The organism is Paraburkholderia sp. BL6669N2 (genome assembly GCF_003387275.1).
In the GTDB taxonomy this organism is placed as follows: Bacteria; Pseudomonadota; Gammaproteobacteria; order Burkholderiales; family Burkholderiaceae; genus Paraburkholderia.
Genome location: NZ_QUNA01000002.1, coordinates 2200325 through 2218014, shown reverse-complemented (window position 1 = coordinate 2218014; position 17690 = coordinate 2200325). Strand labels below are relative to the sequence as shown.

15 protein-coding genes and 1 pseudogene are annotated in these 17690 nt (G+C 64.7%); 11 read left to right on the top strand and 5 right to left on the bottom strand.

What is annotated here, in order from left to right; translation table 11 throughout:
• Positions 1–101: 101 nt before the first annotated feature.
• A complete protein-coding gene (locus tag B0G80_RS32425; RefSeq protein ID WP_116121951.1) occupies positions 102–983 on the top strand; it encodes an aldo/keto reductase family oxidoreductase in 882 nt (293 codons plus the stop codon).
• A gap of 50 nt (positions 984–1033) precedes the next feature.
• On the opposite strand, the gene B0G80_RS32420 is transcribed toward B0G80_RS32425, so the two are convergent.
• The gene (locus B0G80_RS32420) at positions 1034–1942 is read right to left on the bottom strand and encodes a LysR family transcriptional regulator (RefSeq protein ID WP_116121950.1); all 909 of its coding nucleotides are present in this window, start codon (positions 1940–1942) and stop codon (positions 1034–1036) included.
• Positions 1943–2017: 75 nt separating this feature from the next.
• Here B0G80_RS32420 and B0G80_RS32415 point away from each other — a divergent pair, with 75 nt between their 5' ends.
• Both B0G80_RS32415 and B0G80_RS32410 read left to right on the top strand, forming a co-directional pair.
• Entirely contained in the window at positions 2018–2794 is a 777-nt protein-coding gene (locus B0G80_RS32415) for an NAD(P)H-dependent oxidoreductase (RefSeq protein WP_116121949.1), read from the top strand.
• Positions 2795–2991: 197 nt separating this feature from the next.
• Positions 2992–3843: an alpha/beta hydrolase family protein gene (locus B0G80_RS32410; protein ID WP_116121948.1), complete on the top strand. Its 852-nt coding sequence runs from the start codon at positions 2992–2994 to the stop codon at positions 3841–3843.
• A 54-nt stretch (positions 3844–3897) separates the two neighbouring features.
• Here the strand turns inward: B0G80_RS32410 and B0G80_RS32405 are convergent, their stop codons facing one another.
• On the bottom strand, positions 3898–5190 hold the full coding sequence (locus B0G80_RS32405) for an aspartate carbamoyltransferase (RefSeq protein ID WP_106282371.1): 1293 nt from the start codon (positions 5188–5190) through the stop codon (positions 3898–3900).
• A 384-nt stretch (positions 5191–5574) separates the two neighbouring features.
• On the opposite strand from B0G80_RS32405, the gene dapA reads away from it, so the two are divergent.
• From dapA to B0G80_RS32385, 4 genes are all read left to right on the top strand, one after another.
• A complete protein-coding gene (gene dapA, locus B0G80_RS32400; RefSeq protein ID WP_116121947.1) occupies positions 5575–6498 on the top strand; it encodes a 4-hydroxy-tetrahydrodipicolinate synthase in 924 nt (307 codons plus the stop codon).
• Positions 6499–6820: 322 nt separating this feature from the next.
• Positions 6821–7807 (top strand): M23 family metallopeptidase, encoded by a 987-nt coding sequence (locus tag B0G80_RS32395; protein WP_116123803.1) that lies wholly within the window; start codon positions 6821–6823, stop codon positions 7805–7807.
• A complete protein-coding gene (locus tag B0G80_RS32390) occupies positions 7800–8198 on the top strand; it encodes a hypothetical protein (protein ID WP_116121946.1) in 399 nt (132 codons plus the stop codon). The genes B0G80_RS32395 and B0G80_RS32390 overlap by 8 nt, the downstream gene beginning before the upstream one ends.
• A 118-nt stretch (positions 8199–8316) precedes the next feature.
• Positions 8317–8757 (top strand): polymer-forming cytoskeletal protein, encoded by a 441-nt coding sequence (locus B0G80_RS32385; protein WP_116121945.1) that lies wholly within the window; start codon positions 8317–8319, stop codon positions 8755–8757.
• A gap of 25 nt (positions 8758–8782) precedes the next feature.
• On the opposite strand, the gene B0G80_RS32380 is transcribed toward B0G80_RS32385, so the two are convergent.
• From B0G80_RS32380 to B0G80_RS32370, 3 genes and pseudogenes are all read right to left on the bottom strand, one after another.
• Positions 8783–9589 carry a hypothetical protein gene (locus B0G80_RS32380; protein ID WP_116121944.1) on the bottom strand — a complete coding sequence of 269 codons (807 nt, stop codon included), beginning with the start codon at positions 9587–9589 and terminating at the stop codon, positions 8783–8785.
• A 92-nt stretch (positions 9590–9681) separates the two neighbouring features.
• Positions 9682–11751, bottom strand: a complete 2070-nt coding sequence (locus B0G80_RS32375) for a bifunctional diguanylate cyclase/phosphodiesterase (RefSeq protein WP_116121943.1) — start codon at positions 11749–11751, stop codon at positions 9682–9684.
• Positions 11752–11831: 80 nt separating this feature from the next.
• Positions 11832–12207: pseudogene (locus tag B0G80_RS32370) on the bottom strand (rhodanese-like domain-containing protein).
• Between the two features lie 133 nt (positions 12208–12340).
• On the opposite strand from B0G80_RS32370, the gene ftrA reads away from it, so the two are divergent.
• The 4 genes from ftrA to B0G80_RS32350 all read left to right on the top strand — a co-directional run bounded on the left by ftrA (position 12341) and on the right by B0G80_RS32350 (position 17684).
• Positions 12341–13306 (top strand): transcriptional regulator FtrA, encoded by a 966-nt coding sequence (ftrA, locus tag B0G80_RS32365; RefSeq protein WP_116121942.1) that lies wholly within the window; start codon positions 12341–12343, stop codon positions 13304–13306.
• 162 nt (positions 13307–13468) lie between these two features.
• The gene (locus B0G80_RS32360) at positions 13469–14683 is read left to right on the top strand and encodes a DUF2252 domain-containing protein (protein WP_116121941.1); all 1215 of its coding nucleotides are present in this window, start codon (positions 13469–13471) and stop codon (positions 14681–14683) included.
• Positions 14684–14946: 263 nt separating this feature from the next.
• On the top strand, positions 14947–16359 hold the full coding sequence (locus tag B0G80_RS32355; protein ID WP_116121940.1) for a GH1 family beta-glucosidase: 1413 nt from the start codon (positions 14947–14949) through the stop codon (positions 16357–16359).
• Between the two features lie 86 nt (positions 16360–16445).
• Complete coding sequence (locus B0G80_RS32350; protein WP_106282361.1) at positions 16446–17684, top strand: ABC transporter substrate-binding protein; 1239 nt, start codon at positions 16446–16448, stop codon at positions 17682–17684.
• The last annotated feature ends 6 nt before the right edge of the window (positions 17685–17690 follow it).

Below are 17690 nucleotides of genomic sequence, written 5' to 3'. Positions count from 1 at the left end.
GATTGTGCAGAATTTTTAACAACCCGTACACGTTAGACGGCTTTGTTCAACAGCGCAACCGCGTCCATACTTGCGTTCAACCACTCACCACGGAGCGCATCATGTCGAATCTCAGCACCACGGACACCTTTCCGCTCGCCGGCCGCCCGGTGCACCGCATGGGCTACGGCGCCATGCAACTGGCCGGCCCCGGCGTTTTCGGGCCGCCGAAGGATCGCGACGCGGCGCTCGCGGTGCTGCGCGAAGCGGTGGCGTCGGGCGTCAACCACATCGATACGAGCGACTTTTACGGGCCGCACATTACCAACCAGTTGATCCGTGAAGCGCTGCATCCTTATCCCGCCGACCTCGTGATCGTCACCAAGGTGGGCGCGGTGCGCGGCAGCGACGGCGCGTGGCTGGCGGCGCTCGAACCCGACGATATCGAGCGCGGCGTGCACGACAATCTGCGCAATCTCGGTCTCGACGCGCTGGAGGTCGTCAACATGCGGAACATGGGCGACATTCACGCGCCGGCCGAAGGGTCGATCGAAAAGCAGGTCACGGCGCTGGCCGAACTGCAACAACGTGGACTCGTGCGCCACATCGGCTTGAGCAATGTGACGGCGACGCAGATCGAGGAGGCGCGGCACATCGCGGAAATCGTCTGCGTGCAGAACCACTACAACCTGGTTCACCGGGAGGACGACGCGCTGATCGACCAACTCGCGGGCAAGGGCATCGCGTATGTGCCGTTTTTTCCGCTGGGCGGGTTCACGCCGATTCAATCGTCCGCGCTCTCGGAGATCGCACAAACACTCGGCGCGACGCCGATGCAAGTGGCGCTCGCATGGCTGTTGCAGCGGGCACCTAACATTCTGCTGATCCCCGGCACGTCGAGCGTCGGGCATCTGCGTGAAAACCTGCAGGCGTCGCAGTTGAAATTGTCCGCCGAGGTGTGCGCGGAACTGGACGCGATCGGCGGTGCGAGCGGAAAAGCGTGACGGGGTGATGCGTGGCCGGGCAAATGTTTTTCGCGTGGGTCACGCGGACTTCACACCGAATTCGCGATGGTCTCCCGCAGCCACTGATGCGCCGGATCGCGATGCGAGCGCTCATGCCAGAGCATCGCTATCTCGTAGCCCGGCACATCCAGCGGCGGCTCGACCACGCGCAACGCACTGTTGTCGCGTACCAGTCGCTCGGGCAGCATGCCCACCAGATCGGTGTTCGCGAGCGCCGACAACATGAACAGGAAGTGCGGCACCGACAGCACAACCCGGCGTGTCATGCCGGCCTTCGCGAGGACTTCGTCCGTCACGCCGGCAAATCCGCCACCGTCCGGCGACACGATTACATGCTCCAGTTTGCAGAACTGCGCGAGCGTTGGCCGGCGCTTCAGGCGCGGATGGCCCGCGCGGCCCACCAGAACATAGCGCTCGGCGAACAGCAGCCGGTGGCGCAAGCCTTCGGGCGCGCCTTCGCTGGTGTGAAATCCCAGATCGATCTCCCCCTGTTCCGCCTGCCGCGCAAGACGCGGTGGAACCAGTTCGACGACCGCGAGGCGCGTGCCTGGCGCCGCCGCGCGCAAGCCGGCCAGCGCGGGCAGGATGATCGTCGATTCGACGTAGTCGGTCGCGGCAATGCGCCAACTGTGCGTTGCCTCGGCGGGATCGAAAGGGCGTGCCGGCGCTACCGCGCGCTCGAGTGCCTCGAGCGCTTCGCGCAAGGGTTCGCGCAACGCCTCCGCGCGCGCGGTGGGCCGCATGCCGCGCGGTCCGGGCAGCAACAGCGGATCGCCGAGGACTTCCCGCAGCTTGGCCAGATGCACGCTGACCGACGGCTGCGAGAAACTCAACCGCTCGGCCGCGCGCGTGACGTTGTGCTCCGACAGCAGCACGTCGAGCGTGACGAGCAGGTTGAGGTCGAGCCTCCTGAGATTATTCATGGCTATACCTGACATATTGGCAATTCATTTCCAATATACCCAAGCGAGGTCTATCTTTGGTTTCTCTCTTTTAGCCATGAAGGCCATGTGATGAACGTTCTTCTTGTTTATGCGCACCCGGAACCCAGATCGTTGAATGGGTCGCTCAGGGACTTTACGGTCCAACGTCTCGAAAGCGCCGGACACACCGTTCAGGTATCCGACCTGTATGCAATGCAGTGGAAAGCATCGCTCGATGCGCAGGACAGCCTCGCCAAACAACCCGGTGAGCGCTTCGATCCCGCGCTCGACTCGAAGCATGCATTCGAGAATGGCCTGCAAAGCAAGGACATCGAACGCGAACAGGAAAAGTTGATGTGGGCGGATGCCGTGATCCTGCAGTTTCCGCTCTGGTGGTTCACCATGCCGGCAATCCTCAAAGGCTGGGTGGAGCGCGTGTATGCGTACGGCTTTGCATACGGCGTCGGCGAGCATTCCGATGCGCGCTGGGGCGAACGTTACGGCGAGGGCAAACTGGCCGGCAAGCGCGCGATGCTGATGGTCACGACGGGCGGATGGGAATCGCACTACAGTCCGCGCGGCATCAACGGTCCGATCGACGACGTGCTGTTCCCGATCCAGCACGGCATTCTGTATTACCCCGGCTTCGACGTGTTGCCGCCGTTCGTGATTTACCAGACGAGCCGCATCGACGAGAAAAACTATCCGCAGGTGCGCGATGCACTCGGGCAGCGTCTGGACGATCTCTGGAAGACCAAGCCGATTCCGTTCCGGCCGCAAAACCGCGGCGCCTACACGATTCCGGAACTGACCTTGCGGGCCGATATCGAGCCGGAAAAGGTCGGCTTCGCCGCGCACGTCGAATAGCATGCTGAACAGGCGCGCATGGTAGTAGGTCCTTCATACAGGAAGGCGCGCCTCTTCCCCCAACGCCAAGCTGACGAGATCGTATGTTTCGCTGAAATTTGGTTGTAAGTCGCCATTGCTAGAGTCGTCGACAGAATTTTGCCGCCGTATGCCGGACAGTTTTCTTCGGACTTCTGGAAAGGGAAAAGCGACAAACCATGAATAAAGCTCGTACGTTCTGGCTCATTCTGACGCTGCTTTTTACGGCGCCTGCGTGGGCGTTTCAGTCGCGGGTCGTCGTCATTCCGAGCGCGGCCATGCATAAGTCGCTCGAAGCGACGGTCGTGCTGCCCGATCAATATGCGCGCGGCAAGGCGGCCGACCGCTTTCCGGTCGTCTATCTGCTGCACGGTTCGGGTGGCGACTACACCGACTGGACCACGAATTCGCAGATCGGCAAGCTGGCCGACCGCTATCACGTGATCCTCGTGATGCCCGACGGCGGCCACGAAAGCTGGTATATCGACAGCCCGGTCGATCCGCACAGCCGTTACGAAACCTATGTGGGCACCGAGGTAGTGGGTTACGTCGACGCGCATTTCCGCACGATCGCGACACGTCAGGCGCGCGCCATTACCGGCTTGAGCATGGGCGGCTTCGGCGCCTTGCATATCGCGCTGCACCGGCCGGACGAATTCGGCGCCGCGGGCAGCATCAGCGGCGCGGTGGACCCGCGTGGCTGCGAGGATGAGCCCGGCATCGACCAGGTATTTGGCGATCCGATGAGGCATGCCGACTTCTGGAACAACGAGGCGATCGTCGAGAACGCGCGCAGTTTCGGCAACGCGCATATCGCGCTCACGATCGACTGCGGAGTCAACGACTCGCTGGTGCAATCGAACCGCACGCTGCATGAGCGCCTGGTCGAACTCGGCGTGCCGCATGATTACGCGGAGCGGCCCGGCGGCCACACCTGGAAGTACTGGGCCAACGCGGTGCAGTATCAGGTGCTGTTTTTCGCCGGGGCATTCAAACGCAACGGCGCCATGGCGGCAAGCGCCGCGGCTTGATGAGACTGTGCTGGTGTGCGGCGGACCGGTTTCAAAGAGCCGCCCACTGATCCATCAATCGATGCCGTGAAACACCGCATCGTCCGGGCCGAGATAGGCGGGCGGGCGCCATGCCGCATCGCGCATGGAATGCTGGACCAGTTTCTCGACGCCCAGCAGTACCGCGAAAATCGCCATCCGCACCGGAATGCCGTTGTCGGTTTGCCGGAAAATCGCTAGCCGTGAATCGTGATTCAGGTCGACGCTCAGATCGTTCGCGCCCGGCCGGCTGTCGCGCGGCAGCGGGTGCATGATCAGCGTATCGGCGCCGCATACGCTGTCCACCAGCGCCTGGTTGATCTGGAAATCCGGCGTGTAGCCTTCGAACGATTCGTCGGTGAAGCGCTCTTTCTGAATGCGCGTGGCGTACACCACGTCGGCGCCGCGCAGCCCGGTGGTCAGATCGGTCGTCTGCTCGATGACATGATCGTTACGCGAGATCTGCTCGATGATATAGCTCGGCATTTCGAGCATGGGCGGCGAGATCAGCGTGAACTTGATGCCGCGGTACAGCGCCAGCAGCTTGACCAGCGAGTGCACGGTGCGCCCGTATTTGAGGTCGCCGACCAGCGCGATATGCGCGCCGTCGACGATCTTGCCCAGGCGCGAGAACTCGCGCTGAATCGTGTACAGGTCGAGCAGCGCCTGGCTCGGGTGCTCGCCCGGACCGTCGCCGCCGTTGATGACCGGCACGTTGGTGGCGCGCGCGAATTCGGCCACCGAGCCTTGCTCCGGATGGCGGATCACCAGCGCGTCCACGTAGCCGCTCATCACGCGGCTGGTGTCGTAGATCGACTCGCCCTTGGCCATCGACGAAAACGTGAAGCCGGTGGTGTCGCAAACGGAGCCGCCCAGCCGGCAGAATGCCGCGCCGAAGCTCACGCGGGTGCGCGTGCTCGCCTCGAAGAACAGATTGCCGAGCACCGCGCCTTCCAGCACGCGGGAGATTTTGCGGCGGCGGGCGATCGGCTGCATGATGTCGGCCACGCGAAACAGCGCTTCCACCGAATCGCGCGAGAACTGATCCACCGAAAGCAGCTGCGGCTTGCCCTCGAAAAGCATCTGGCTGGCGAGCGATTGCGCGTCTACGCTTTGCGTATATTTTTCGCCCGGCTCGCCGTGCACCACGATTTCCGACACGAAGCGCTCGACGATCTCCGGCATGGCCCGCGATTCCTGCGAGTCGTCCGGCAGCAGCCACGTGTCGAGCGCCCGGCGCGACACGCCGATGCGGCTCGCGAATGTGTCGCGCGTCATGTTCAGGCGACGCATCGCATCGCGTAGGAAGGCTTGTTGCGGGACGCTCATGGGGCACCTGTCGGAAGAGGAAATGGCGGGCTGATGTACGCGGTGCGTATATTAGTTTTCCTGCGGCAGATGTCAAGCAATTTCGAGATGCACTTTGCCAAGCCACGCCGCCCGCGGTTACACTGCGTCTCATGCATTCCGGCCCCACGCTCAGACTCCGCCCGTCGACCTCCGCACGTCTCGCTCTCGCGAGCGTGGTTGCCGCACGCGCGTTGGGTTCGAACGCCGGCGCCAAAGCCAAAAAACAGCCGCTCATCTGACCGGAGCTTGCTGTTCCGTCAGATGTGCGACGGAACAGCCGGTCAACGCCCGCTTGGGCACTTCCTGTCTTTCCTCCCTCGCACCGCCTGACGGAATCGATACGGTCGTCATCGAGGTAAAGACATGTCTATTTTTTCGGGTATCTGGGTTCCGCTCATCACGCCGTTTGCCGACGGCGCCGTCGATCACGCCGCGTTGCGCGCGCTGGTGCGGCGCTATACCGGCGCGGGTATCGCCGGGCTGGTGGCGCTCGGCACGACCGGCGAACCCGCCGCGCTCGACGCCGCCGAACAGGACGCCGTGCTGGCGACGATTCTCGACGAAGCGCAGGCCGCCGCCCATCTGGCGCGGGATGGGCGTGCGCTGCCCGTGGTGGCCGGCGTGGCCGGCAATCACACGGCGCGCATGCGCGAGCGCATCGAGCAACTGAACGCGCTGCCGGTGGCCGGCGTGCTGATGGCCGCGCCGTACTACATCCGGCCTTCGCAGGCGGGCATCGTCGCGCACTTCATGGCGCTGGCCGATGCCAGCGAGAAGCCGGTCGTCCTGTACGACATTCCGTCTCGAACGGGAGTGCGGCTCGAACTCGACACGCTGTTCGCGCTCGCGGCGCATCCGCGGATTCAGGCGGTGAAGGATTGCGCCGGTTCGCCGGATATCACGCTCGCGCTGATCCGCGACGCTCGCTTGCAGGTGCTTGCCGGCGAGGACATCCATATGTTCAGTACCTTGTGCCTGGGCGGCAGCGGAGCGATCGCGGCGTCCGCGCATCTGCGGCCCGAGCGCTTCGTCGAGATGTATCGCGCACTCGCGGCGGGGCGGCTCGCCGAAGGCCGGCGCATTTTTCACGCGCTCGTGCCGTTGATCCAGGCGCTGTTCGCCGAGCCGAATCCCGCTCCGGTCAAGGGCTTGCTGGCTGCGCAAGGCCTGATACGCGACGAACTGCGCATGCCGATGACGCGCGCCAGCGGTGCGCTGGTCGAGCGGCTCGAAGCGCTGGCTGAACGGGAGTGGAGCGAGTCGCGGGAGACCGGAGTATCGGTTTGACGGGGGCGTTCATGGCGAAACGGGGGGCATGAAGTGCCCGGCATCCGCGCCGCGCGCGGCACATCGTCCTGGCGTCCTGTATTTGAGATGATGCTTCGTGCTGCCAGGGGATAATCGGCGCCCTCTGTCATTATCGCGGCCGGCGCGTAGCCGGTCGATGCCGTATGCAGTTAGCCCCGTTCGCTGATCTTCTGTCCCGTTTGCAATTGCCCGCCACGCGTCGCACGAGCGGAGCGCCTCGCGCGTTGCCGGTTTCGAGCCGGCGTCGTGGCGCGCACAGGTGGGCGCGCGCCGCGGGCCCGGCACGCGCGAGGAGCCGCTGATGGCTTCCGTGTTTCGCGCCGGCAGCCAGCTTTCCAGCGGCTCGGTCGGCTTCGTCACACGCCGTACCGCGCTGACGCTCGCTGTGAGCGCGGCCGGCGGCGCGGCCGTGCTGGCGCTTGCCGCGGGCTTCGCGATCGGCGCGCACTGGTTCGCGCGCAACGGTTCCGGCGATCAGGCGTCGGTCCGCGTCGAGCACGACTATGCAATCGACCAGCTTGGCAAGCTGAACGCGTCGGTGGCGCAGATCGAACCGCGCATCGCGCGACTCACGGCGCAGGTCGGCGACTTGCGCGATTTCGAAGCACGCCTGAACACGCCTCGGCCCGCGCCGCGCGCATCAGCGGCGCCCGCCGCACCGGCTGCGGCGTCCGCGGCGTCCGAAGCCGACAGCTCCGCCACCGACAGCGAAGGCGAGGGCGGCCCGGCCTTGCCGCCGCGCCGCTGTAGCGACCTCACGCCGTCGCTGGGCCGCCATGCGGATGCCGGGCGCACGGGCGAGCATCTGGATTGCCTTGCCGCGACCCTCTCGGCGCTCGAACAGCAGACCGCCGATCACGCTCTCGCCTACGCCGCCTTTCCGGGCCGCATGCCCGCCGACGGCGCGCGCTTCGGGTCGCCGTTCGGCAATCGCACCGATCCGTTCACGCATCGTTTGAGCTTTCATCCGGGGCTCGATCTGGTCGCTAAAACCGGCACGCCGATTCTGGCGGCGGCGGGCGGCCGCGTGGTCTTCGCCGGCGAGAAATCGGGCTATGGCAACGCGGTCGAAATCGATCACGGCAACGGGCTGATGACTCGCTACGGCCATGCGTCGCGGATCGTCGTGCATGTAGGCGATCTGGTGCTGCCGCGGCAATACATCGCCGATGTCGGCTCGACCGGCCGTTCCACCGGCCCGCATCTGCATTTCGAAGTCCTCGTCGACGGCGCGCCGGTCAACCCGGTGGCTTACCTCGCGCTGTTTGCGCCCGCGGCTCATGGTTAAACGGCACTCTCCGCGCGACGCGCGCAGTCTCACCCATCGCGCCTACACGCTTCGGCCCACGCAATCGGTGGTGTTTCGCATGACGGTGTGGGCCGTGGTGTGCGTCCTGTGCGCATGCGCAGGCGCGGCGGCGCTCACGGCCTGGCACGCGAGGCGCGCCGGCTTGCCGCCTGAGCAATGCACCCCCGCGCCCGTCGACGAAGCAACGAAGCAGACCGAGTTGGCCCGCACGCGGCTCGCGCTGGAGCAAGAGACGGCGGCGCGCGCCGCGGTGCAGAAGGCGGCGGACAGCGCCGCAGCCGAGGTCGCGCGGCTCAGCGCGGAATTGCAGTTTCTGCGAGGCCAGAGCAAGCGGCGTTCTCCCGCAACCACCGCCGCGCCGCGCAGCTAACCGCGCGAACCAGGCGAACCGCAAGCTGCAAACCGAAAAGCACGCAAAGCAGCCGCCCCCAGGCTCGTCGCCACGCCCAACATCACGCGACGACCCGTTTCATTTCGAGGAAATTGTTATGTTCAAGAAGAAAACCACCGGCATCCAGCAAACCAAGCTCGCTACCCTGATCGCTCACGACGTGCGAATCACCGGCGACCTGCAGTTCAGCGACGGCCTGCGCATGGACGGCCACGTGACGGGCAACGTCAGCGGCGAGCCGGGCGGCCAGACGCTACTGGTCCTGAGCGATCGCGGCTCGATCGAAGGCAACGTGCACGGCTACGACGTCGTGGTCAACGGCAGGATCGTCGGCGACGTGATTGCCGATCACTTCGTCGAGTTGCAGAGCAATGCGCATGTGACCGGCAACATCTACTACCAGCAGTTGCGGATGGATTGCGGCGCCGCGGTGGACGGCAAGCTCACCAAACGCGACGCGGCGCAAGCGGCGCAGGCGGCAACGCCGCATCTGGTGTCGGTGGCCGACAGCGCCTTCGACGAACGCAAGGCCGGCTAGGGCGTCACAGCGCCCGCCCGGCGAATCAGATCGATCCCGGCAGCGGCTGGCGCGGCGCCGGCGTGTCGTGGCCGGGCGGGTCGCCGGGCACGGGGCGCCCATTGCGCTCCGCTCGCAATTCCCGGTTCGCGGCGAGCCGTTCCATGGCGACTCGTTCGAGCGTGGCGAGCATGTCCCGCTCGACGATCTGCAGTTTGAAAGCCAGCACGATCAGGCCGCTCGCCAGCAGCAGATCGCCCGCGAACACCACGGCGTACAGCGCCGACGTGGTCTGCGGATTGCCGAGCAGCAGCGACAGATTGGTGCGGTCGAGCAGCACGAGCACGAGCGGCACGATGGTGTTGAGCGTAACGATCGTGCCACCGATCATCGCGATCAGACGGGCCGGCCCGAGGTGCGGACGGCGCCGGCGGCACACTTCATACAGCGTGGCGGCGCGAACCGGCAGAAAAAACAGTGCGAGCAGGACCGCGCGCAACACGGTCGGCACTTTGAAGATCAGCGCGCCGGCATAGAGCGCGCAGAACACGGCCGTGACGGCCAGACCGGCGCGCCACGGCGCTGCCGCGCCGAACAGCTCGCGTGTGCCGGCCCAGATCAGCATGCGGCTTTGTAGCGCGAGCGTCGCGGTGGCGATCAGCAGCACGTCGTGACGCCAGGTGAGATGCAGGGTGAAGCAGGCGGACGACGCGGCGAGCAGATAGAAACCGACGGCCCAGAAGCGGAACGCGCTCACACGCGCGAACATGCGCGACAGCGCGGTCGTGAGCAAGGCGCAGCACAAAAACGTGGTCAACCACAGCGAAGTAAACGTCGCTACATCGAATTTCATGAAGTCTCCAACACCTGACCTGCGTATTATTTTTTGCTCGTGAAACGAGGTCCAGCACCGGCCGCGCCGTGCGCTTCAGACGGTCGTCAGGTTCATGCGGCCACCATTCTGTCCCGCAGCAGGTTGCCAAAGTCGTCGGCGTTGAGCGGCCTGCCGAGCAGGAAGCCCTGCATCTCGTCGCACCTCATCGTCTTGAGCATGTGGAGTTGCGATTCGGTTTCCACACCCTCGGCCACCACATCCATTTCCAGCGAGTGCGCAAGCGCGATGATCGCCGACACGATCGCGCTGCCCTCCGGGCCGTGCGCGTCGAGGCCATTGGTGAAGAAGCGGTCGATCTTCAGTTGCTTGACGCGAAAACGCTGCAGATAGGCAAGGCTCGAATAGCCGGTGCCGAAATCGTCGATCGCGATCTCGAAGCCGCTCGCCTGGAATTCGCGGATCATTTCGATGGTCTTCGGCGCGTCCTGCATGGCCACGGTTTCGGTGATCTCGAACATGATCTGCTCGCAGGCCACGCCTTCGGCGTTGACGATTTCAAGCATGCTCGCCACGAGGTTCGGCTGCAGCAACTGGCGCGGCGACAGGTTGATCGCCACTTTCATCGACGGCAGGCCTTGCGAGACCCATTGGCGAATCTGCCGGCAGGTTTCGCGCACGACCCAGTAGCCGATCTGAACGATTTGCCCTGAACGCTCGGCGATCGGAATGAACTCGAGCGGCGTCAACGTGCCGAGTTGCGGGTGATGCAGGCGGATCAGCGCTTCGGCGCCTGCCAGCGAGTTGCCGCTGCCTTCGAACTTGGGCTGGAAGTGCAGCGAAAAATGACCGGCGGCGAGCGCGTCGTGCAACGCGTTCTGAATCTGCAGCGTGCGCGTGGCGGCCTCGTTCATGCGGCGTTCGAAGAATCGATAGGTGCTGCGGCCCGCGCGTTTGGCCTTGTACATGGCCGCGTCGGCGTGCTTCAACAGCGCTTCGACGGTGTCGCCGTCGTGCGGATAGAGGGCGATGCCGATGCTCGGCATGACCTGCAGCGGCTGCGAGTCGGTCCACACGCCGACGCGCATGCGTTCGAGCACGCCTTCCGCGAGCGCGCCGGCATCCTCGCGCGAACCGAGGTTTTCGGCCAGCACGACGAATTCGTCGCCGCCCAGCCGCGCGACGGTGTCGGTCTCGCGGACGCACTGCAGCAGGCGCTGCGCGAACGCCGTCAAAACCTGGTCGCCGGCCGAGTGGCCGAGCGAATCGTTGATGGTCTTGAAGCCGTCGAGGTCCATGAAGAGGATCGCGAACAGCGCGCGCTGCCGCCGCGCGCCGAGGATCGCGCGTTCGATGCGCTCGGTCAGCGTGCTGCGGTTGGGCAGTCCTGTCAGGGTGTCGAGCGTGGCGAGCCGCACGATCTGACCGTTCAGCCTTGACACCGCGCCGGTCAGAAGGGCGTTGCGCGCATCGAAGCGCGACAGCATCAACGTAACGATCAGTACGGCAAAGGTAAGCAGGATCACCGAAGTCGCGAGCCAGGTGGCGTTCACGCCTTGGGCCGCGCCGCAGATGGCGCCCGGCAGGAAGTCGGCGGCGGCCATGCCGGCGTAATGCATGCCGCTGATTGCCACGCCCATCACCAGCGCCGCAGCCACACGCTTGCGCACGACGTGGCGCGCGTCGTCGTTGCTGAGCGCGCGGGCCATCCACAGCGCGGCGGTCGACGCGCCGATCGCGATCGCGAGCGAACCGGCGAACCACCCCGGCCGATAGCGGATGCCAGGCGCCATCTGCAAGGCCGCCATGCCGGTGTAGTGCATCCCGGCGATCCCGAAGCCCATCAGCACGCCGCCCGCCAGCAGGCGGCCCACCGTGAGCCGCTCGCGGGTCGTGACGCACAGGGCGAGATAGGAGGCGCCGATCGCGAGCCCGAGCGACGCGGCGGTCGTCGCCAGGTCGTAGCCGAGCGGAATCGGCAGCGAGAAGGCGAGCATGGCGATGAAGTGCATCGACCAGATGCCGCAGCCGAGCGATGCAGCGCCGCCCAGCCGCCAGACGCGCCGCAGCCGCGCCGACGCCAGCAGGAAAATGCGGCCGGTCAGGTCGAGCGCCGTGTACGACGCCAGCGTCGCAACGGCGAACGAGATGGTCACCAGCCAAAAATTATATGAGCTCTGCATGTTCAGTCCAACCGCGAAGGAGAAGCGGCTGAACTTGTTATCGACAGCACGAGGCTTTTATTTAATCGATTCTCAATATGTCAGCCATTGGCTTTGGCCACCTCGCCGGCGGACGCCGTTTGTGTTTGTGTCAGTGCGAAGCCTTCGTCGAGCCAGCCGGCGATGCCGCCGCTCATGAGCTTGACGGGCCGTGACGAAGAGCGTCTGCGGCGGATAGTCAGCGAGTCTGGAGGCCACGATCTTGCCGTGCGGCAGATTGAGCGCGCCCGGCACATGGCCCTGCGCGAACAGCGCGGGGCCGCGCACATCGAGCAGCACAAAGCCGGGCGCGCCGCTCGCGAGCGCGCCGTGGACATCGGCGCAATCCGTTTCGAATTGCAGCGTGGCCTGGAAGTGAGCTTGCGCGGCGGCGCTGTCGGCGGCGGGAGTTTGGGTGACGGCGTTCAGGGTCGGCATGGTGACGTGAGTTTCCGATAGGAGTAATAGGTGTGTGGGTTGCCTGGCGATCGCGGTTCAGACGCCTTGATTGTGGCGCCGCGTGCCACGCCGGATAAGTGGCGTAATCGTCAATATCCGGTAACATCGCGCCATGCACAATCATCTCGTTGTCGCGCTCGCTTACGACCGGCTCTGCACCTTCGAATTCGGCTGCGTGACCGAACTGTTCGCGCTCGAGCGTCCTGAACTCGGCGTGGACTGGTATCGCTTCGCGGTCTGCGCAAGCGAGCCGGGGCCGATCCGGGCGGCGGGCGGTATCACGCTTGCCGCGCCTTATACGCTCAAGCTGCTGGAGCGCGCCGACACCATCGTCATTCCCGGTTGGCGCGATGCCGATGAAGTGCCGCCCGAACCGCTCCTGAAGAAAATCCGCGCCGCCTACGCGCGCGGCGCGCGCCTCTGTTCGATCTGCTCCGGCGTGTTCGTACTCGCGGCTGCGGGCGTGCTCGACGGTAAGACCGTCACGACTCACTGGCGCTATGCCGACAAATTGCAGCAGCGCTATCCACACTTGCATGTACAGTCGGACGCGCTGTATGTCGACGAAGGGCAGATCATCACGTCGGCGGGTTCGGCGGCGGGGCTTGACATGCTGCTGCATCTGGTGCGGCGCGATCACGGCAGCGCGGTGGCCAACCGGGTCGCGCAGCGGCTCGTGGTGCCGCCGCATCGCGAGGGCGGCCAGGCGCAGTTCGTGCCGCGCCCCATGCCGCAGGACGACAGCGGCCGTCTGTCCAGACTGATGGACTGGGTGCGCACTCATCCTGCTTTGCCGCATACGTTGCGCTCGCTCGCCGAGCGGGCGGCAATGAGCCCGCGCACACTGCAGCGGCAGTTTCACGATGCCACCGGCATGGCGCCTTATGAATGGCTGGTACGCGAACGCGTGGCCATCGCGCGCGAACTGCTCGAAGCGCAGGCGCCGCTGCCGATGGCGCGCATCGCGGAACTGGCGGGCTTCGGCTCCGAGGAATCGTTGCGGCGGCACTTCCGGCGCATTGCGTTGACGAGTCCGGGCGCGTACCGCAAGAAGTTCGGTGCGCGGGAAACGGCTTAGCGTTCAGACGCGCGCGACGCGCAAGCGCTGTCGAAGGTGAATGCCAAAACCGGGTGTTTGCGGAGCGCGGTGTGGTCTACTGTCAAACAGTCGTTGCCGCGCCGCACGGTCTACGCCGTTGGTCGTCGCAATGTACGACATGCTCGCATTCAAAGGAAATTCATGCTCGATATTGCCAGGACGATCGCCAGCTTTAACGCCGGTCGTGATCCCGAACGGCTCGCGATGAAATACAAAGCCATGCGCACGTCGCCGTTCGTGTTTTTGCGCGGCACGTGTCACCTGTTTTACGAACGCCTGCCCCAAGCCAAGGTGTTCGACGACGCGCCGCCGGTGTGGATCTGCGGTGACATGCATCTGGAAAATTTCGGCAGCTACAAGGCCGACAACCGGCTGATCTACTTCGACAACAACGACTTCGACGAGGCCTGCCTCGCGCCGAATCTCTACGAACTGGTGCGCCTGTTGACGAGCGTGCTGGTCGGCGCGAGCGATCTCAAGCTGAGCCGCGCGCAGGCGCTGGCGCTGTGCCAGGTCGCGCTGGAAAAGTATGGCGCGGCGCTGGCGAATGGCAAATCACGCTGGATCGAAGCGGAGACCGCGACCGGCATGGTGCGCGATCTGTTCGTCGCGCTTGCCAGCCGCACGCGGGTGGCGCATCTGGACCGGCGCACGGTGCTCAAGGGCAAGACCCGCACGCTGAAAGTGGACGGCAAGAAAGCGCTAGCGGTCAGCGACACGCAGCGTGCCGCGGTCACGCAGTTTATGCAGAAGTTCGCCGCGGGCGAGCCCAATCCCGACTTCTTTCGCATTCTCGACGTGGCGCGGCGGATTGCCGGCACGGGGAGCCTCGGCGTCGATCGTTACGTGATTCTCGTCGAAGGCAAAGGCTCGCCGGATGGCAACTATCTGATCGATCTGAAAGAGGCGCTGTCTTCTTCCGTGACGCCGCACGTCAGCACGCCGCAGCCGGCGTGGCAGACGGAAGCGCAACGCGTCGTCGAAATCCAGCGGCGCAATCAGGCGGTCTCGCAGGCGTTTCTCCATGCGGTCGAATTCAATGGGCGCTCGTATGTGCTGCGCAGTTTGCAGCCTTCGGAAGATCGCGTGGCCTTGAGCGACTGGGACGGCAAGCTGCCGCGTCTCGAAGAGGTGGTCGGCAGCATGGCCGAGTTGAGCGCGTGGGCGCATCTGCGTAGCGGCGGGCGGCAGAAGTCGTCGATCGCCGACGATCTGATCGCGTTCGGCAATCGCCGGGACTGGCAGTTGCCGTTGGTGGAAAGCGCGACGCAGTGCGAGGCGCAGGTGGTGGCGGACTGGAAAACCTACTGCGAAGCGTATGACAGCGGCGCGTTCAACCTGGCCGCAAAGCCGTGAGATTGCACCGCGCTGGTGGCATGTGAGATTGCGCCCGCCACGCTTGCAACAGATTCGCGCTACCGCTGACAAAGGCTCTTGCAATGCCCGGCGCATCGCCGCGCCGGGCATGCCAGCCATCGCTCCAGACAAACCCTGATTGCTGCGTCGAATCCGCCGCTGCTATCGTTCGCGGGTGTTGTGGAAGCGCTTCCACCCCAAGTCCCGGGGATGGGCGTTCCGGCTTCCACCGTACCCGGTTCAACGACCTCAGCGAGGAATCCGTGGCAAATGACACATCCGCTGTATCCGACGTTCTCTCTCCCCATTCGTCATCACTCGCCGATCCATTCACGCCGCCCGCGGACTCGTCGCTGTGGCGCAAGAACTTCCTGCTGGGCGCGGCCACCGCGTCGTATCAGATCGAAGGCGCGGTGAACGAAGACGGCCGCCTGCCGTCCATCTGGGACACGTTCTCAGCGAAGCCCGGCAAAGTGCTGGCCGGCGACACCGGCGCGGTGGCCTGCGATCACTATCATCGCTGGGAAGCCGACATCGACCTGCTGGCCGGCCTCGGCCTCGAAGCCTACCGGCTCTCGATCGCCTGGCCGCGCGTGATGGACGCGGCCGGCGCGCCGAACCGCAAAGGTATCGACTTCTACCAACGCCTGTTGGCGCGGCTGAAAGAGAAGGGCATCACGACCTTCGTCACGCTGTATCACTGGGACTTGCCGCAGCATCTGGAAGATCGCGGCGGCTGGCTCAATCGCGATACCGCCTACCGTTTCGCCGATTACGCCGACCTGATGAGCCGCGAACTGACCGGCAGCGTCGATGCGTGGATGACGCTCAACGAGCCGTGGTGCTCGGCGTACCTCGGCTACGGCAACGGCCACCACGCACCGGGACTCGCCGACGCGCGCTACGCCACGCAGGCCATGCATCATCTGCTGCTGGCGCACGGTCTCGCGGTGCCGGTGTTGCGTGCCAACGATCCGGCGGCGCAAGTCGGCGTCGTCGCCAACGTCGGACGCGGCACGGCCAACAGCGAGAGCGCCGCCGACCAGCGCGCGGCGCATCTGTTCGAAGTCCAGCACAACGCATGGATTCTCGATCCGCTGCTCAAGGGCAGCTACCCGCAGGACTTGTTCGAGTTGTGGCCGGGCACCGAGCCGCTGGTGCTCGCCGGCGACATGCAAACCATCGCCGCGCCGCTGGACTTCCTCGGCATCAACTATTATTTCCGCACGAACGTCGCGAGCGATGGCGCGCACGGCTTCAAGGATGTGCCGCTCGAAGGCGTGGAGCGCACGCAGATGGGTTGGGAGGTGTATCCGGACGGCCTGCGCGATCTGTTGACGGGATTCAAGGCCACCTACGCGAACCTGCCGCCGATCTACATCACGGAAAACGGCATGGCCTCGGACGACAAGGTGATCGACGCTCAGGTCGAGGACAGCCAGCGTATCTCGTTCCTCAAACGCCATCTCGCCGCGGTCGATCAGGCGATCAAGGCCGGCGTGGAGATTCGCGGCTATTTTCTCTGGTCGCTGATGGACAACTTCGAGTGGGCCTTCGGCTACGAGCGTCGCTTTGGTATCGTGCATGTCGATTACGCTACCCAGAAACGCACGATCAAACGCAGCGCGGAGCTGGTGTCGAAATTCCTGAAGGAGCGCAAGGCACGCACTGAATAGCAGGTGAAAGCTGGTTTGTATGTCGACTTGAAAACACGGGCGCCATGGTTTGGCGCAAGTTGGTTGCATGATCGAGAGGAGACGGAATGAACAGCAAAAAACTGGTCTTGCGAGGCGTGGTTGCGGCACTGGCGTTGTATGGCGTCGTCGCGCAGGCGGAGCCTTTGAAGGCCAACGTGATTCACTGGTGGACCTCGGGCGGCGAGTCGGCCGCGATCCGTCAGTTCGCCGATGCGTATAACAAGGCCGGCGGCCAGTGGGTCGACAACGCGGTGGCCGGCGCCGATCAGGCGCGCTCCACGGCGATCAACCGGATCGTCGGCGGCGATCCACCCACGGCTGCGCAGTTCAATACGTCCAAGCAGTTTCACGACCTGATCGACCAGGGCCTGCTGAACAATGTCGACGACGTCGCCGCGAAAGAGAACTGGAACGGCGTGTTCCCGCAATCGATTCTCGACAGCATCAAGGTGAAGGGACATTACTATGCCGCGCCGGTCGATATCCATATGCCGGCCTGGTTCTTCTACTCGAAGCCAGTGTTCCAGAAAGCGGGCATTGCGGGCGAGCCGAAAAGCTATGACGAGTTCATCGCCGATCTCGGCAAGCTGAAAACCGCCGGCGTGATTCCGCTCGCGCTCGGCGGCCAGCCCTGGCAGGAGAAAATCACCTTCGACGCGGTGCTGGCGGACGTGGGCGGCGCCGATCTCTACATGAAGGTGTACCGCGATCGCGACATGAACGCCGTGAAATCCGACGCGTTCAAGAAAGTGCTGGCATCGTTCAAGCGCCTGCACGATTTCGTCGACCCGGGTTCGCCCGGCCGCAACTGGAACGATGCCACGGCGCTCGTGATTTCCGGCAAGGCGGGCGTGCAGATCATGGGCGACTGGGCCAAGGGCGAATTCTCGGCGGCCAATCAGAGCGCGGGCAAGGACTTCGGCTGCTTCCCGGGTTTCGGTCCGCATTCGCCGTATCTGGTCGCGGGCGACGTGTTCGTGTTCCCGAAAACAGACAATCCCACCACGATCAAGGCGCAGAATCTGCTTGCCACGGTGATGACCTCGCCGTCCGCGCAAGTGGCATTCAGCGCGAAGAAAGGCTCGATTCCGATTCGTCCCGACGTGGACGCCGGCAGCCTCGACATCTGCGCGAAGGAGGGCATTGCGATCATGAAGGACAAGTCGCGTCAGTTGCCGAATCCGGAAATGCTGCTCTCACCTGACACGCAGGGCGCGTTGATCGACGTCATCACCAACTTCTGGAACAAGAACCAGTCGGTCGACGACGCGCAGAAAGCGTTCGCCAGCGCGTTGAAGAGCTAGGTGCGC

Excerpts from the sequence above, each read along its gene's own strand:
- B0G80_RS32425 (WP_116121951.1), top strand. The coding sequence starts at position 102 with ATGTCGAATCTCAGCACCACGGACACCTTTCCGCTCGCCGGCCGCCCG.
- B0G80_RS32420 (WP_116121950.1), bottom strand. The coding sequence starts at position 1,942 with ATGTCAGGTATAGCCATGAATAATCTCAGGAGGCTCGACCTCAACCTG.
- B0G80_RS32415 (WP_116121949.1), top strand. The coding sequence starts at position 2,018 with ATGAACGTTCTTCTTGTTTATGCGCACCCGGAACCCAGATCGTTGAAT.
- B0G80_RS32410 (WP_116121948.1), top strand. The coding sequence starts at position 2,992 with ATGAATAAAGCTCGTACGTTCTGGCTCATTCTGACGCTGCTTTTTACG.
- B0G80_RS32405 (WP_106282371.1), bottom strand. The coding sequence starts at position 5,190 with ATGAGCGTCCCGCAACAAGCCTTCCTACGCGATGCGATGCGTCGCCTG.
- dapA (WP_116121947.1), top strand. The coding sequence starts at position 5,575 with ATGTCTATTTTTTCGGGTATCTGGGTTCCGCTCATCACGCCGTTTGCC.
- B0G80_RS32395 (WP_116123803.1), top strand. The coding sequence starts at position 6,821 with ATGGCTTCCGTGTTTCGCGCCGGCAGCCAGCTTTCCAGCGGCTCGGTC.
- B0G80_RS32390 (WP_116121946.1), top strand. The coding sequence starts at position 7,800 with ATGGTTAAACGGCACTCTCCGCGCGACGCGCGCAGTCTCACCCATCGC.
- B0G80_RS32385 (WP_116121945.1), top strand. The coding sequence starts at position 8,317 with ATGTTCAAGAAGAAAACCACCGGCATCCAGCAAACCAAGCTCGCTACC.
- B0G80_RS32380 (WP_116121944.1), bottom strand. The coding sequence starts at position 9,589 with ATGAAATTCGATGTAGCGACGTTTACTTCGCTGTGGTTGACCACGTTT.
- B0G80_RS32375 (WP_116121943.1), bottom strand. The coding sequence starts at position 11,751 with ATGCAGAGCTCATATAATTTTTGGCTGGTGACCATCTCGTTCGCCGTT.
- ftrA (WP_116121942.1), top strand. The coding sequence starts at position 12,341 with ATGCACAATCATCTCGTTGTCGCGCTCGCTTACGACCGGCTCTGCACC.
- B0G80_RS32360 (WP_116121941.1), top strand. The coding sequence starts at position 13,469 with ATGCTCGATATTGCCAGGACGATCGCCAGCTTTAACGCCGGTCGTGAT.
- B0G80_RS32350 (WP_106282361.1), top strand. The coding sequence starts at position 16,446 with ATGAACAGCAAAAAACTGGTCTTGCGAGGCGTGGTTGCGGCACTGGCG.